This window comes from Hymenobacter endophyticus (assembly GCF_032464715.1).
Lineage (GTDB): Bacteria > Bacteroidota > Bacteroidia > Cytophagales > Hymenobacteraceae > Hymenobacter > Hymenobacter endophyticus.
In genome coordinates, this window is the sequence record NZ_JAWDJT010000006.1 from 1 (window position 1) to 15,573 (window position 15,573).

Annotated in this window: 14 protein-coding genes and 1 tRNA gene; 2 read left to right on the forward strand and 13 right to left on the reverse strand. The window is 54.8% G+C overall.

What is annotated here, in order from left to right:
- Positions 1–66: 66 nt before the first annotated feature.
- The 10 genes from ROI90_RS10430 to rpmH all read right to left on the reverse strand — a co-directional run bounded on the left by ROI90_RS10430 (position 67) and on the right by rpmH (position 10,323).
- Positions 67–624 (reverse strand): hypothetical protein, encoded by a 558-nt coding sequence (locus tag ROI90_RS10430; protein ID WP_315998287.1) that lies wholly within the window; start codon positions 622–624, stop codon positions 67–69.
- A gap of 39 nt (positions 625–663) precedes the next feature.
- A complete protein-coding gene (locus ROI90_RS10435) occupies positions 664–1,953 on the reverse strand; it encodes a serine hydrolase (RefSeq protein WP_315998288.1) in 1,290 nt (429 codons plus the stop codon).
- Positions 1,954–2,171: 218 nt separating this feature from the next.
- Positions 2,172–3,461: a hypothetical protein gene (locus ROI90_RS10440; RefSeq protein WP_315998289.1), complete on the reverse strand. Its 1,290-nt coding sequence runs from the start codon at positions 3,459–3,461 to the stop codon at positions 2,172–2,174.
- 59 nt (positions 3,462–3,520) lie between these two features.
- On the reverse strand, positions 3,521–4,363 hold the full coding sequence (locus ROI90_RS10445; protein WP_315998290.1) for an ion transporter: 843 nt from the start codon (positions 4,361–4,363) through the stop codon (positions 3,521–3,523).
- A 21-nt stretch (positions 4,364–4,384) separates the two neighbouring features.
- On the reverse strand, positions 4,385–5,701 hold the full coding sequence (locus ROI90_RS10450) for an APC family permease (protein WP_315998291.1): 1,317 nt from the start codon (positions 5,699–5,701) through the stop codon (positions 4,385–4,387).
- A 257-nt stretch (positions 5,702–5,958) separates the two neighbouring features.
- Entirely contained in the window at positions 5,959–6,480 is a 522-nt protein-coding gene (locus ROI90_RS10455) for a DUF2480 family protein (RefSeq protein WP_315998292.1), read from the reverse strand.
- Positions 6,481–6,539: 59 nt separating this feature from the next.
- The gene (gene tsaB, locus ROI90_RS10460; protein WP_315998293.1) at positions 6,540–7,241 is read right to left on the reverse strand and encodes a tRNA (adenosine(37)-N6)-threonylcarbamoyltransferase complex dimerization subunit type 1 TsaB; all 702 of its coding nucleotides are present in this window, start codon (positions 7,239–7,241) and stop codon (positions 6,540–6,542) included.
- A 643-nt stretch (positions 7,242–7,884) separates the two neighbouring features.
- Positions 7,885–9,597, reverse strand: coding sequence for a S41 family peptidase (locus ROI90_RS10465; protein ID WP_315998294.1), 1,713 nt, complete (start codon positions 9,595–9,597; stop codon positions 7,885–7,887).
- Positions 9,598–9,692: 95 nt separating this feature from the next.
- Positions 9,693–10,127, reverse strand: a complete 435-nt coding sequence (locus ROI90_RS10470) for a ribonuclease P protein component (protein ID WP_315998295.1) — start codon at positions 10,125–10,127, stop codon at positions 9,693–9,695.
- A gap of 37 nt (positions 10,128–10,164) precedes the next feature.
- Positions 10,165–10,323: a 50S ribosomal protein L34 gene (gene rpmH / locus ROI90_RS10475; RefSeq protein ID WP_045689549.1), complete on the reverse strand. Its 159-nt coding sequence runs from the start codon at positions 10,321–10,323 to the stop codon at positions 10,165–10,167.
- Positions 10,324–10,556: 233 nt separating this feature from the next.
- Between rpmH and ROI90_RS10480 the strand changes: the two genes are divergently transcribed.
- Both ROI90_RS10480 and ROI90_RS10485 read left to right on the forward strand, forming a co-directional pair.
- Positions 10,557–12,290, forward strand: coding sequence for a M61 family metallopeptidase (locus ROI90_RS10480; RefSeq protein ID WP_315998296.1), 1,734 nt, complete (start codon positions 10,557–10,559; stop codon positions 12,288–12,290).
- Positions 12,291–12,483: 193 nt separating this feature from the next.
- Positions 12,484–13,290 (forward strand): hypothetical protein, encoded by an 807-nt coding sequence (locus ROI90_RS10485; protein ID WP_315998297.1) that lies wholly within the window; start codon positions 12,484–12,486, stop codon positions 13,288–13,290.
- A 500-nt stretch (positions 13,291–13,790) separates the two neighbouring features.
- Here ROI90_RS10485 and ROI90_RS10490 read toward each other — a convergent pair whose 3' ends face one another.
- From ROI90_RS10490 to ROI90_RS10500, 3 genes are all read right to left on the reverse strand, one after another.
- Positions 13,791–14,033, reverse strand: coding sequence for a hypothetical protein (locus tag ROI90_RS10490; RefSeq protein WP_315998298.1), 243 nt, complete (start codon positions 14,031–14,033; stop codon positions 13,791–13,793).
- Between the two features lie 217 nt (positions 14,034–14,250).
- Complete coding sequence (locus ROI90_RS10495; protein ID WP_315998299.1) at positions 14,251–15,180, reverse strand: PfkB family carbohydrate kinase; 930 nt, start codon at positions 15,178–15,180, stop codon at positions 14,251–14,253.
- 162 nt (positions 15,181–15,342) lie between these two features.
- Positions 15,343–15,416 (reverse strand) — tRNA-His (locus ROI90_RS10500).
- Positions 15,417–15,573: the final 157 nt, after the last annotated feature.

Genomic DNA, 15,573 nt, shown 5'->3' on the forward strand with positions numbered 1-15,573 from the left:
GGCGTGTTGTTCGTGTTGTTAGCCCCTTCCGGTCGAAGCGGGTTGCAAAGGTACGCAGCTTTTTGATTACTGCAAGACCTTTTGAAAACTTTTTTTCGAAGCAAACTTCGTTGCGTTTTCATCCTTCTCGTTTCCCCCTCTTCCGTTGAAGCGGGGTGCAAAGGTAACTCCCCTTTTTGCTTTTTCCAAGAACCGAAGAAGAAAAGTTTTTATTGTTTTCTTCGTTTCCAGTTCGTGGTACCCGTTTCTTCGGGTAGAACCGGGGTGCAAAGGTAAGCGACTGTTCTGCCTTTTTCCAAGAACCAGGCGAAAAAAGTTTTTCGCATCTAACCCGTGCAAAGCGCCTCCTTCTGAAGCGGGGTGCAAAGGTAGCAACTTCTCGCTGCTATTTGCAACCCTAGTGGCTATCTTTTTTTCAGCCGGTGTTTCCGGGGAACCCAACGGGCTGAAGCCAGATGCCGGCAGGCAAGGTAGAACTGGCGCGCTGGTGGCCCCAAGGGTTGGCAGCGGCCCCATCCGCGTTTCGGATTGGGAGTGCAAAAGTGGGGCTTTGGGGCGGAACTTCCAAACCCAGACGCGAAAATATCCGTTCAAGGCCGCACTAACAGGCTCTTTCGGCCACACAATCAGTTAGATTCATTTTACAGCTATGTATCCTTTGTGCTAGCGTGTAGTTTCTGGAGTAGCAAAATCTGGGAGAATGGGACGAACCAAGCGCGGGCGGTGGGATTCATATTGCCGAATAGTTTGCCCCAGTGCCGCTAAGAAGGGTAAGCCGACAGTTTCGTACTCGTAAGCTCCATCGTTGATAATACCATCCTTGTTCACATATAAAACGGCACTCAGCATGAATTCCGTTTGATGGGTGGAATCGGCGAAGTACGCAACGTCGGCTACGTAGCCGTGTGACATACCTACTATATTATAGATGCGGAGGCCGGGCTCTGCAGTTGCTGTTGAGTGGCGGCCATACAACAGGTACTTCTTATAAGCATCGAAATACCGACTGCCTTTGTACATCTTATACAGAGAGCTATGCGGCGTGTGATGGAGGTAGTAGCGTAAAAACGCATGATCGGTAGCAGTGAGGCGTAGGTGTTGGGCGGCGGGCAGGGCATCGGGGAACAGGACTGCTTGGAGCAGACTAGTAATGGATTGTAGTGGTAGGTAATTGGCTGTGGTAAAATCGTAGGGCTGTGGAATGATGCGGCCACCAGCCTGATAGGCCTGGCCTTTGGTAATGCGGCCGAGGGGGAATGATAAGGGATGTAGGTTGACAACGGCAGGCTGCTGATATACGACCTCTCCGGTAGCGGCACTTCGAAACTGTATTGGATTGGTGTACCGATTGGCGGCTGTGTCGCAGGGGGCGAAGCGGCGCACGATGCGGGACTCTGGGTAACCGAGTTCGGCCAAGCGGGTATTGAGCGGGCCCTGGCCCAAAAATTCGTAGAGGCGGTTGTAGGCGTGGTTGTCGCTGACGAGCAGCATCCGCTTAATATAGTTACCGACGGTATTGACTTGGTCGGAGTCAGGAGAGGGATTGTAGGGTGCAGGCGTTTGGCAGCGGAAAGCCACGCCGGTTTGCATGGGCGAACGACGCGTGAGGCCAGGCCGGTTTAGATCATTCAGCTTTTCGAGGGCCAGAGCAGCGGTGGGCAGTTTTACCAAACTGGCCGGATTGAAATACTGGCGGGCATCAAGCCGAAAGTGGTGCGGCACAAACGTGGGCCGCTGCTGCGCGTCGCGGTTGATTTGGGTGTAGATGACTTGCAGCTCGTAGGCCTCGGCTCGGCTGACAACGGGCAGCAGGCGGGCGTCAGAATGCAGCAGGCTATCCAACAATGGGCTGTTGGGGGCAATAACAGTATGGGCTGGGCTGGTTTCGGCCGGAGAAAGGGCAAGGGCGGTGCCTAATGCCCCCATAGTAAGTAGCGCAGCAAATCGAATCATTGAGGAAGATACGGTGAAACCCCTCCCCTCTCCTGCTTAGGAAAATCAGAAAGCCGTTTCCTAATAGGAAACGGCTTTCTGATTTATCGACTCTCGCTGGTAGCAGCTGAATCGGACTGTGATTCACCAGCTGATGGAGGACGTAGGATGAGGCATCACCACATCGGCCTCTGGCTTTGTGCTATGGGTAGCGGCAATGCACTTATATATAGGAGTGCTCATGGCTGCACGGGCTTGCGGTTGCGGGCCAGTAGCAGGTTGGAATCGTTCTGCCGCCAATTGTAGCCGGTACCAAACGGTAATGGGCGCGGCGGGTTGGCTTTATCGGTATAAGCAGCGGTGAGGGCCGGCTGGTACTGCTTGGCGAACAGGTTGATGGGCCGCTTATAAGTGCCGTAGTAGGTAAGCTGCCAGTTGGCGGGCGGGAAGTACTTCATGGCAATGCCTGAATCATCCTGCAAGAGGTAGTTGCTGCGTTCCAGGATGAGGGTGCGGACTTTGCTGAAGTAGCTTTTGTGCATCAGGTAGGTAGCCGACTTCACATAGGTAGTAAGCGGGCCGAGGCTGCGCACATAGTTCAAGGCAGCTTCTTTCGTCTTGCCCAGCTTCCAGTCGCTGAGGTCGGCGGAGAGGTAGACGACGGTTTTCGGCTGGCCGGATTTACTACGCAGTTTCACCTCTACTCCGGGTACCACGTTGAGGCCAGGCTTTTGCACAGTGGCCGAATCGGCATCGGTGAGTTGGCCCTCGGGGGTGAGCTGCACGTAACGCAAGGCTTCCACCTGATGGTCGGTGCGGGCGGCAAACAGTAGCAGCAAGGGTACTACACCGCCGATGTTAACGCGCTGGTTGTTACGCTCCGCCGTTTTGACAATGGAATTTGCCTTACTGAGGGTATTGGTGTCGGGTTTTTTGGAATTCAACTCCACCGCCATATCGTTGGTGCGAAAAAAGCTGAAGTTGAGAACGGACCAGAGGGAGGCTTTCAGGGCTGGAAAGAGGCGCGGATCTTCCAGTGTAGCCGGGGCCGGCACTGTTCCAATCGGCTCCAGCCCCATCAGCACGTAGGTGGTGCTGGTAGGAAACATGGTAACGACGTTAAGAAAATCGGGGCCACTGAAGGGGTAAAATACTGTGGGGCTGGCGGCGCGCACTGAATCCAACTCGGTGGCAGCCCACTGCTCTATTTTGGCCGTGCGGGTGGCGTGGTAGGTGGTCCAGCTTTTGGCCTGGTCAGCGGCATATGCCTGCCAGGCGGGCTGAGCGGTAAGAGGGCCCAGTTCACTTCGCTTGCTAACGGGCAGACCCGCCAGAAACGCGGCTATATTGTGGGTAGTGGTAGTATCGGGGGCCGCCGGGGGGGCCGGAGCAGCCGCTGGGGCAGCGGTGGTATCAGGCGGGGCGGTGGAGGAAGCGGCTTGTTCCTGGCGGGCGGTTTTTTGTTCGGAGCAGGCAACCAGCGTTACAACCAGGGCCGGCATCAGAAGCCGGACAGGGAAAAGGCGCATAGAACGGAATAAGGTGAAGATGTAGCGAAAGGTAAGAAAAGCCCGTTTATATAGCGTTTCTAGAGTTTTTCGCCGCACTGCCAGCAGTATTCGGCTTCCCGCTTGTGGTCGGGAGCCTGGCAGACGTGGCAGACGACTTGCCTGTATGGAGAAACGGGCGGGGCGGCGTTACCGGCTCCGGCCATTTGGGCCGAAACGATGCCGGTGGGCACAGCAATAATAGCGTACCCCATAATCATCAGCACCGAAGCCAGGGTTTGCCCCAGGATGGTAACGGGCGAAATGTCGCCGTATCCCACGGTGGTTACCGTAACAATGGCCCAGTAAATACTCTTCGGAATGCTGCTAAAACCGTTCTGGCCGCCTTCCACTACATACATAAGCGTGCCGATGACGGTGACCAAGGTGAGTACGGCAGACATGAAGACCAGAATCTTAAAGCGGCTGGCTTTAAGGGCCGTCACGATAAACTCTCCCTCACCCACAAACTGCCCTAGCTTGAAAATACGGAAGACCCGCAGCAGCCGCAGCGTACGAATGACAAGCAGGTAGCGGCTGCCCACCATCAGCAGGCTGGCCAGCGTCGGTACAATAGCTAAAAAATCGATGATGCCTAACAGGCTGAAGGCGTAGGTGAGAGGCCGGCGAACCACTAGCAGCCGGGCCAGATACTCCAACAGAAACATCCCGGTAAACACCCACTCAATAGCGCGCAAGTAGCTACCGTACTGAGCATTGATGCTTCGCACGCTTTCCAGCATCACCACCACCACGCTCAGCACAATGGCTACCAGTAAGGCTATATCAAAGTTGCGCCCAGCACGGGTATCCGATTCGAAAATGATCTGGTAGGCGCGTTGTTTCCAGGCTGGCTGCGGAGAGTCGGGGGTGGGGCTGGACATGCAAAGAGGCGGCAGAAAAGGTTAGGCGCGAAGCACGCGGCGCCGGCTTAGCCAGTATACCAGCAGCCCTACCACCAACGTAGCCAAGCCGTAGAGCGTTTCCTGCGGTTTGTCGCGGGCAATGAACCAAAGTGTCCAGCCATTAAGCAGCAGAAACACCAGTGGCGTAACCGGGTAGCCCCAGGCCCGGTAAGGGCGCGGCAGCTCCGGGTTCCGCATCCGCAGAATAAACAGCCCCAGTACTGTAAGGAACGTGAACAGGTTCAGAATAAAGCCGGCATACACCACCACTTCCGAAAACGACGACACCAGCACGAACAGCAGCGTAAGTGCTCCTTGGAACAGCGTGGCCCGCACTGGCACACCCGCTGCACTACGCTGTGCTAGCCATTGCAGGGCCGGGACATCCTCCCCCATGGCCTGCACAATGCGCGGCCCGGCAAATACCATGGAACTGACGGTAGAAACAAGTAAAGCCGCAATTAGGCCGCCCATCAGCCGGCCGCCCGCTCCTCCCAACAGGGAGGTAGCCGCCACGAAACCCACTTCCACCTGGCCTCTCAATTGGGTAATGGGCGTAGAGTAAAGAAAGATAAAGTTCAGCCCCACATACAGCACCAGCACAATGGCCGTACCAGTAAGCAAAATCCGGGGCAGGTTGTGCTGCGGATTTTCTACTTCGCCCGTGAGGTAGGCAGCCGCATTCCAGCCCGAGTAGGCATAGGACACGAAAATCAGGGAAACGGCAAAAGCAGGACTCAGCAGCTGCTGCCAATCAGAGGCAGCTTGGGGCAGAAAGGTCAGCGGCTGAGGCTCAGCCAACCACAAACCAGCCCCGATAAAACCGGCCAGCACGGCTACTTTCACGGCGGTTATTACTACCTGCAGGTGGCTGCCCACTTTACGGCTACTGGCGTGCACCGCTGTGAGTACCACCACCACTACCACGGCCAACACCCGGGGCGGCAACGCGGGCCATACGCTCCCGGCGTACCGCTCCAACGCCAGTGCAGCAGCGGCAGTTGGAGCCGCAAACCCTACCGTAGCCGATGCCCACCCCGATAAAAAGCCCAGCGCCGGGTGATAAATGCGCGACAAGTAGTGGTACTCCCCACCCGAGCGGGGCATGGCGGCCGCCAGTTCTCCGTAGCACAAAGCTCCGCACAGGGCAATAACCCCTCCTACCACCCACAGCATCAACAGCGCAAAACCACTCTGGATAGTCTCTACCTGAAACCCTAGGCTGGTGAAAACCCCGGTACCTACCATGTTGGCCACTACCAGGGACACGCCGGTTAGAACACTAATTTTGTAAGGAGACGGTGAGGAGGAGGTCATGCAGAACAGGGTTTAGCGGCCAAAGATGCACATTCCGGCCGGCTGGCCGCTGCTTTCTTCTAATCCAGCCCGCTGCCCTGCTGCCCACCCGACAAGGTAGATGCAACTCGGCTTTTAGCTTACGTCTGCTCTCCTGAAAACCAGCTACGCCAACGTATTTGCCGCACCTCTATAAATGTGTTTCGAAATCTACAATTAGCAAAAAAGGTCCGCCAGCAGTGCTAACGAACCTTTTTATATCGACTGTGGCCTGAGACTTAGGCGCTGACTTTGTCTTTGGGGCGCTTGTAGAGCGGTACGGTGCTGCACGGCTCCCCATACATAATGCTGGCGGCTACGGGCAGCAGCTTTTGCATGATGGCCACGTAGGCGTAGGTAGGTACGGGCTTGTCGCCGCAACCCTTAATGACCAGTTTAGCGTCGCGGAATTGCTCAGCATCTACCCCAGCAATGGCTTCCTGGAATAACTCCTGCTCCAGGGCTTCCAAGTTGCCAAATACATAGCGGTGAGCATGGTTTTGGAGCTTACCAGCCAGGAGCATGTAGGCCCAAGTGGGTACAATAGCATCGGACGAGCAGATGATGGCCACATTTTTCCCGTCGTATTGGGTCCAGTCGTGGGTTTTAATGAATTCCCGGAAATCCTTCTCGCGCAGCATCAAGCCGTGAAACAGATTATCCTTGATATCATATACCACCCGCTCACCGGCATGAATAAACTCCTCCAGGTTGAAAGTGACCAGACCGGAGTTGGCTACACGGTTTACAAACTCTTCCATGCGTATTAGTGCTTCGTTGGTAAGGCTGAGGGTGCGGTATTCAGTGAAATAGCCGAGTCCTACGCTTTGTTCTTGGGAGTAGTAGTGTACACGTCTTTCAAATAGAAAGGCTCGTAGTACGCTACGCTTTTGAATTGTTGCTGCTCATAAGCCCGAAGCGCCAACGCTCCTACGGCCACTGCCGAGGGCTCAATACCGGATAGAAACCCGGCTTGGGCCTTTTCGGCTACTAACGGCTGAAACTTGGCAGCTCCACTTCCGAAGAACAACAACGAATGCCCATCCAATTGTTCGTTCAGCGTGTTCTCATCCAGCAGCAAGGGAGTAGGGGCCAGCACTTCAGTACCGTCGGCACGGTATACACCGGCGTATACTTCCATCCGGCGGGCATCCAGCATGGGGCAATACAGAAACTGCTCGGGCCGGGCCGTAGCGGCTGCTATCTGGTAGGCCAAGCTTTGCAGGGTACTGATGGCCAATAGCGGAATGTCCAGCGCGTAGCACAAGCCCTTGGCCGCCGCCGCCCCAATGCGCAGCCCCGTGTAAGAACCTGGCCCATCTGAAACCGCCACGGCCGCTACATCCTGCAACGTGTATAGCGTGTTCTCCAACAATTGATTGATGAGCACACTCAGGTGTGAAGAATGCGACTTTTCCAGCCGCAACTCCGACTGCCCAACTAGCTTACCAGTATCCAAGCGGTGCAAAGCAACGGAACAGACTGGCGACGAGGTTTCGAGGGAAAGTAACAACTTAGACATGGCCGCAAAGGTACAGCCCAGGGCCGGAAGCAAAGCACATTCATTCGTGCTCTTATAGCTTACCTAGCGCTTTTGGTAGCCTCGTACAGCAACTTATTGAAACGTGGTTGAATAAACCATACCCCTACTGGCCACGACAAAAACAGCAAGATCGTACCAAAGTAAAAACCAACTTCAGACTTGCGTTTCTTCTCAATAGCTACGAGGCATGCTGCCAGAAATCATGGTCCATGGAGCACAGCATACAGTATGTAGAAACTTGGTAAAGCTGCCAGCCCTTCCGCATAATAAGTCCGGTCGTCTGAAAGAATTACTAGACCGGATAAGCTAGCAGCAACTAACGTTATATTCACCAGAAACCACGTTAAATTATAGTCTGCATCGCGTGGTAACAATCGAAATAACGTGTTGCCCAATACAGCAAATCACATGAAATATAGACAATAGCCTATAGCACTTATTATACTCGAAAGCAATTCTTGACCTGCGATGGTCAGATTCATCATAACTAGTAGCACCAGCGTCAGCAGAAAGACCTGCCAATGCTTTGCACGCAGCACTAAATCATTCATTCGCCCTTTGTATAAACAGAAAAGACAACCCCAATATCGGATTGTCTTTTCTGTTTATACAAATGTCTTATTTACTGTCGGCCGCCCGCCGTGCTGCGCTTAGCCTCGGGTCGGGTTTTTGCTTCCACAGTACCCGGCTTTAATAAAGCGGCATAGCGAGGCACATCATTAAGCACGGCCTGCGCCATCAGAATGTTGGGGTCATCGTCGAAGCTAGCTTCAATGCCGCCTTTCTGGAAGTAATAGCGCGACACAATTTCCTGTTCCAGCAACTCCCGAATTTCGGGTTTGAAGCGCATCAGGTCGTTGGCTTTGTTGGTGGTTACCTTCCGGCGCATGGCTTCCAACTCTACTTTCACGTCGTCGTAGTGCTTTTCGTCCTTCACTTTTTTGGTCAGGTCGGCTAGCGCCTTCTCCGCATCTGTACTGTAGTTGATGTCCTTCCCCTTGAGGTAGTCCATAAACTTCTGGTAATCGGCGTCGGTGAGCTTAAACTGGCGGGCGGGGACAATGGTAGCATGCTCCGAGCGGTAACGCGTAGCGTAATCAAACAGGTAGCTTTTTTGGAGCAGTACTCGCGTGATGTCGGCAATTTCCCGGTCTACTACTTCCACGTCGGGAGCCACGCCGCCACCGTCGTACACAGTACGGCCGGCTACCGTTTTAAAAGCTGTGCGCAGCGAATCGGGCACTTTACCCAGCGTCCCATCATCGGCTCGGTGGGAGTAGTCGATTTCCTGAATGCAGCGGCCGCTCGGAATGTAATACTTGGCTGTCGTCACTTTCAGCTGTGAGTTATAGCTCAGCGGGCGGGTGGCTTGCACAAGGCCTTTCCCGAACGTCCGCTCCCCTACCAGCACAGCCCGGTCGTAGTCCTGCAACACCCCCGACACAATCTCGGAAGCCGAGGCTGAGCGGTTGGAAGTAATAACGACCATAGGAATCTGGGTATCGAGGGGAGCATCCAAGGCTTTGTAGGTCTTGTTCCAGTCCGACACTTTGCCTTTGGTGCTCACGATATCCTTGCCCTTGTCTACGAACAGGTTGGAGATATTCACGGCCTCGTTGAGCAAGCCGCCGGGATTATCCCGAATATCAAACACTAGCTTTTTGGCGCCTTGTTCTTTCAGCTTCGCCACGGCCAGCCGTACTTCCTTGCCCGCATCTACCGTGAAGCCCGAAAGCTGGAAGTAGCCAATTTCAGGTGTGAGCATACCGTAGTACGGCACGTTGTCCACCTGAATCTTGTCGCGGGTAATGGCAATTTCCACCGGGGCATCTTGGCCATAGCGGGTTACCATCAGTTTCACCTGGGAGTTGGCCTGCCCCTTCAGCAGCTTGCTGATGTCGGCATTGGACTTCTTGTCCACATTCACCCCGTTGATGGTCAGGATTTCGTCGCCCGGTAACAGGCCGGCTTTCTGGGCGGGGTAGCCTTCGTAGGCGGCCTGCACCACCGTTTTGCTATTGCGTTTCACCACTACTGCCCCAATGCCACCGTACTGGCCCGTGGTCATCGTGCGGAAGTCTTCAATATCGTCCTCCGGGATGTAGTTGGTATAAGGGTCCAACGACTTCAGCATGGCGTCGATACCCGTTTTTACCAGCTTGGCTGGGGGTACCTCGTCCACGTAATAGGTGTTCACCTCCTTAAATAAGGTGGCGAAGATGTCGAGGTTCTTGGCAATTTCGAAGTACCGCTCATTGTCGGTAGCTGCGCGGAAGGATACGAGCAGACCGGCACCGCCCAGCAAGGCAGCCAGGGCCAAAGATTTTTTGCGCATAAAAGGGGCTGAAGGCAACTGTACGACCCTAAACGGTAGGCCGGAGGGTCGGTTTGCATTTCACTCCTGAAAAGCTCCCCCCAGCACATTTGTTGTCAAGACCCGGCTCCTGCCTGCGCAGTTGCACCGGTCTCGGCAAGCAAACGCTCCAGCCCTGAAGTTAATTTCTTTTCGATAAGGGCCAAGGGCTTTTTTTCCTTGCCGGTATAGATAATGGCCAGTTGGGCTACCCGATGCCCGCCGGGGGCTTCCAGCAGTCGGTACTTGTTGAGGCGGTAGGCCTCCCGTAGCAGACGCTTCAGGTAGTTGCGGTCAACGGCGCGCTTAAAGTTGCGCTTGCTCACGCTTACTAACACCTGCGGCGGCTCGGCTGAAGGCACTTCGGCGGCCCGCCAAGTGAGGCGCAAGGGGTATAAACCAAAAGAAGAACCCTGCCCGAAAAGCGCTTCAATGAGCTTTTTTCGGCACAGATGTTCTTCTTTCGGGAACGAGTAGGAGCGTGCGCCCGGCGTTGAAACAGGAGTCGTCATCGGCGGGAGCAGCGGCCATTCAGCCGCCGGCAGCGGCTTAGCGCTTATGACGACCTTCGTCAGATACGGTCAGGCGCTTGCGGCCTTTGGCACGACGACGAGCGATTACGCTACGGCCGTTAGCGGTTTCCATGCGCGAGCGGAAACCGTGCTTGTTGCGGCGCTTGCGCTGCGAGGGCTGAAAAGTACGTTTCATGGTATGGGTAAGTGACTCTGTTACAAGTAAGGCCGGCAAAGGTAACAGGATGATTTGGAAAAGGCAATGCTTCGGGCAGCTTTTTCCGGCCTTCTACTCTGTTACTTAGCAAAAACCACGTCGCAAGATACGGTGGTTTTTCCGCTTGAATCCGTACACTTTCCTGTACTGGCCGGTTGGCAATACGTACCTTTATGCCGGGCTTTTTGGCCGCTGCCGCTTCCTTGTTTTCCATGATTCACTACCACGTTTCTTTCGACAATCCGCTCACGTTTTACCTGCACATTCAAATGACGTTTGAAGTGCCTACGGGCACTGAGGCGCCAGTGGAGCTGCAGTTGCCCGCGTGGCGGCCGGGGCGGTATGAGTTGCAGAACTTTGCCCAGAAGCTGCAGCATGTAGTAGTGGAAGATGCAGCCTCGGGCGAGCCGGTGGCCGCGCGCAAAATCACCAAGGACCGGTGGCAATTAAGTGGCGCGGCGGGCCGCACAGTACGGGTGCGCTACAACTTCTACGCCCACCAGATGGACGCTGGTGGCTCCTGGCTGGATGAAACCCAATTGTACCTGAACCCGGTCCAGGCCTTCATGTACATCGAGGGTCGGGAGCAAGAAACCAGTCAGCTGCTGCTGGAGCTACCGCTGGATTGGCAGATTGCCTGCGGGCTTCCTCAGCGGGGACCCAATCTGTTGGAAGCGCGCAGTTTCGACCATTTGGCTGATTCGCCGCTCATTGCCAGCCCCACGCTGCAGTACCGCAATTACGAGGTTAACGGGTTGCCCTTTTACATCTGGATACAGGGGGAATGTCCCGTGGATTGGGCGCGGCTGGTGCAGGATTTCCGGGCATTTAGCGAGGAACAACTGAAGCTGTTTGGCTCATTCCCGGCCCAGGACTACCATTTCCTGAACCAGATTCTACCCTACAAACACTACCACGGCGTAGAACACCTTAACTCCACGGTAATTGTACTCGGCCCGGCAGAGCTACTCATGACTGAAGGCCTGTATAAGGAGTTGCTGGGCGTGAGCTGCCACGAGCTGTTTCACGCCTGGAACATCAAGAGCATTCGGCCGGCCGAAATGCAGCCCTATGACTACGCCCGGGAAAACTATTTCCGCACCTGTTTCATAGCCGAAGGCATTACCACCTACTATGGTGAGTACCTGCTGGCACGCAGTGGCGTACGCACTGCAGAGCAGTATTTTGCCGAGCTGAACACAGTACTGCGCAAGCATTACGATGACTACGGCCGCTACCACCTTTCGGTGGCCGATGCCAGCATGGACCTGTGGCTGGATGGCTACAAGCCCGGCGTACCGGACCGCAAAGTATCGGTGTACCACAAAGGCGCTCTGGTAGCCCTGCTGCTGGACCTTACGCTGCGGCAGCTCTCGGGTCATCAACGGAGCCTGGATGACGTGATGCGCCGCCTATGGGAAAACTTCGGCAAAACCGGCGTGGGCTATACTGAAGAGGACTACACTCAGATAGTACAAGAAGTGGCGGGGCGTGATATGCACGCTTATTTTGATAAGTTCATCTATGGCACGGCCCCGCTGGAAGAGCCACTGAACCGGGTGCTTGGCTTTGTGGGTTGCCGCTTGCGTATGGATGAAAACGCTTCAGTTTCGGAAGGAGTGTATGGGTTCCGGACAGTGGTGAAGAACGAGCGGACAGAGGTAACGGATATTTTGCCCGATGCTCCCGCAGCCTTGGCCCTGACCGTAGACGACGAAGTAGTAGCTGTTAATGGCCGCCGGGTAGATATGAACCTGCAGGTATTGCTCAGCGACGGAGCCGACCACCACGAAGTGACTGTTTTCCGGCAAAACCGGCTCCTGACGGTGGCGCTGGCAGCTGATCCGGCGCACCGGTTCTGGCAGAAAATAACGGTAGAAAAGCTTCCCTCTGCTACTGCTGAGCAGCAGGCTAGTTTCCAGCAGTGGCTGGGCCAGGCCTTTTAGTGAAAATCCGGTTTGTTTTCCGACCTCTACCCTCCCATTGCCAGTATAATTGTGCACTTTCTTTCTGCGGATTTTTGTACTGTTTGCCGTGGCTAATATTCGCAGTTTAGGAACTCTCTGCACGCTTTTTCCTTTTCGTTCTCTGTCCACCCGACAACGACGCGCCTTTCGACCCAAGCCTACTCTATCACTCATGTTCCGGTTTCGTACCGTAGCAACCGTCCTGCCACTGGCGGTGGTGCTACCGGCCTGTTCGTTGCGCATGCAGCCCGCCGAAAAGCCTCGGCCCAATGTTGCATTACCGCCCTTGCCGCCTCCCAAGCCCCCGCGCATCTACCGTCTTCAGCACCTGGATACTTTGGTACAGGTGCCAGGCCGGGTTCTGCGCATCTATCCGGCACCCCGCCAAGCCTATACCCAACTAAAAAGCCCCGACTGGGTGCTCAGTAAACCCGCTTCAGCGGAGGAAGAAGATTCTTTCCTGGACTTTGCTTCGGAAGAAAAGCTGCGCCTGGCCAAAACGGGTCCGCGCGTGCTCCGGACGGGGCGGGCGCTGCGGTTGCGGCCCACGGCGGCCCCGGAAGTGAGGCTGGTGAACAATCCCGTCGAAGACGAGCGGAATGTAGCTTACGAGTATTTGGCCACCCTGCCCAGTATTCATCAATGGCTGATTTCGGTGCATTTGTATGAGGGCGGATATTATATGCTGGTGGATCAGCGCAGTGGCCGCCGCACGCAGCTGATGGCTCCACCCGTAATTGCCCCCGACGGCCGCCACTTTGTGTGCGGTAACTCTGACGTGCTGGCCAGGTTTGAGCCCAGCGGCCTGCAACTCTGGAGTCTCGATGATAAAGCGCCCCATCTGCTCTGGGAACGGCAAACGGAATGGGGCTGTACTCAGCCGCGCTGGCTTGACAACCGGACCATTCTGTTTGAACAGGATTTCTTCGACAAAGGCGACGTAGATACCCGCGTAGTACGCCTCACAGTGGTACCGTAGCAACTCTTAGTAAAGCCAAAAGCCCCACCAGATTGTTTGGTGGGGCTTTTGGCTTTACTAAGGCCAGCATAACCGGCTTTTTTATCGGGGCCTTTCTGACTTTTATTTACTGACATGGCCACCGGACGGGCTGTTTTGATCTGGTTGCCAGCTTGGGTGATGAAGTTCTGGCTTAGATTCTGGGGCTGATTGCTTCCACTACCGGAATGGTTGCGTGCATCCAGGGCCACGGGATTGGCCTCCGGCCGGCTAGTGTCCTCCGACCCATGGGCGTATCCCGCTTGTTAGCTACGGGCTTATTCTATTCGTTTTTTGTAGCAGTAAGAGCGAAAGGAGAAGCAGGTATCTATACTGCTCCTACTGCACTACTCCCATCTGGATTTACAAAACAAACAGGCTTTTTCTAAGCTAAACACTAGATAAACACAACATGAACGTTGCATTTCGTGTGAATAGCTCGAAAAAAGCCTGCCTGGTACTTACGACTAAAACAAGGTGAATTAGTCGCCTTGCTTGCCGGGACCTTTGCCCCCGCCTACCGACATTGGGTTATTGCCCTGGGGGTTATTGCGGATGTTGTGCACTCCTTCGCCGGCCGAGTTACCATCGGTGGTGTTGCCGTGCGCCGATACGTCCATGGTATTGGGGCTTTGCACCTGGGTGCTTTTCTTTTTGGTATTGGCCGCCGGGTTTACGGAAGTTTTATCGTTGGTCAGGTCGGTTTGCTTTTTGCTCATGCTCATAGCCGTGGGATTTACGGGTGGATGAATATTCCTTGTACCCGGTAGCGTTGGCGCAGGTTGCTACAAAATTTGGCTCATTCTCAAAAGCTATAACGCAAAACACCTGTTATCCTGAGCGGAGCGAAGGACCTTATCACGTCAGAACAAGTTGTTCTCATGTGATAAGGTCCTTCGCTCCGCTCAGGATAACAGGTGTTTGAAGCTACTGCCGGAACAGTTAGGCTTCGGTAGCTACGGGCTGCACGGCCACCAGCTCACCGAACTGCTTTTCGCGGGCTTCAATTTCTTCCTGGGTTAGGTTGAGCAGACGCTCGGTGCCGAACTTCTCCACGCAGAACGAGGCCATAGCGGAGCCGTGAATCACGGCGCGCTTCATGTTCTCGAAGCTGATATCATCGGTGGCGGCCAGGTAGCCAATAAAGCCCCCCGCAAACGTGTCGCCGGCACCGGTGGGGTCGAATACTTCCTCCAGGGGCAGGGCCGGGGCGAAGAAAATCTGGTTTTTATGGAATAGCAAGGCGCCGTGTTCCCCTTTCTTAATGATGAGGTATTTCGGACCCATTTCCATGATGATTTTAGCGGCTTTCACTAATGAGTGCTGCCCCGACAGCTGGCGGGCTTCCTCGTCGTTGATGCTGAGTACGTCCACCATCTCAATGGTCGTTTTCAGCTCGTCCATGGCCACATCCATCCAGAAGTTCATCGTATCCATCACGATGAGCTTGGGGCGGTTTACGAGGCGCTGAATCACGAGGCGCTGAATCTGGGGCGTGAGGTTGCCCAGCATCAGATACTTGCAATCCTGGTAGGAATCGGGCAGAATGGGGTCGAAATCAGCCAGCACGTTCAGCTCAGTAGCCAGGGTTTCGCGGGAGTTCAGGTCGTTGGAGTACTTGCCCGACCAGAAGAACGACTTCTCGCCCTGCTTGATCTGCAGACCTTCGGTGTCCACGCCATGCTCGCCCAGCATCACGATATCCGACTGCGGAAAATCGTCGCCTACTACGGCCACAATTTTTACCGGCTTCACCGAATAGGAAGCCGACAGGCTGATGTACGTGGCGGCGCCGCCAACAATCTTGTCAGTTTTGCCGAAGGGCGTTTCCAGGGCATCGAAGGCCACCGTGCCAATAACAACCAGACTCATAGACTCAAAGGGAAAATAGGTTCAGGGTTCTACTTATACCAGCTCGCAACACTAAGCCAGCTCGAATCCTTCCGGGAAGGCATAAAAAAGCTGCACAATGCCCGGGTAGGACAATAAAAAAGGCCTCTGCCGAGGAGGAGAGGCCTTTTTCGAAAATTAGTGGGTAAATAATGGGGCTCGAACCCACGACCTTCGGAATCACAATCCGACGCTCTAACCAGCTGAGCTATATCTACCGTGTTGGGTATTGTGTCACAAAAGTAGGCCTACCTGGGGGATTTGCAAAAATATCGGGCAGTTTTTTTCCACTGGTGCGCTAACTGCCTGTTACGCAAATTGGTGGGCGCACTGCACAAAATGCCGTTTTTCGGTTTCGTCCGCTCCTTCGATGGT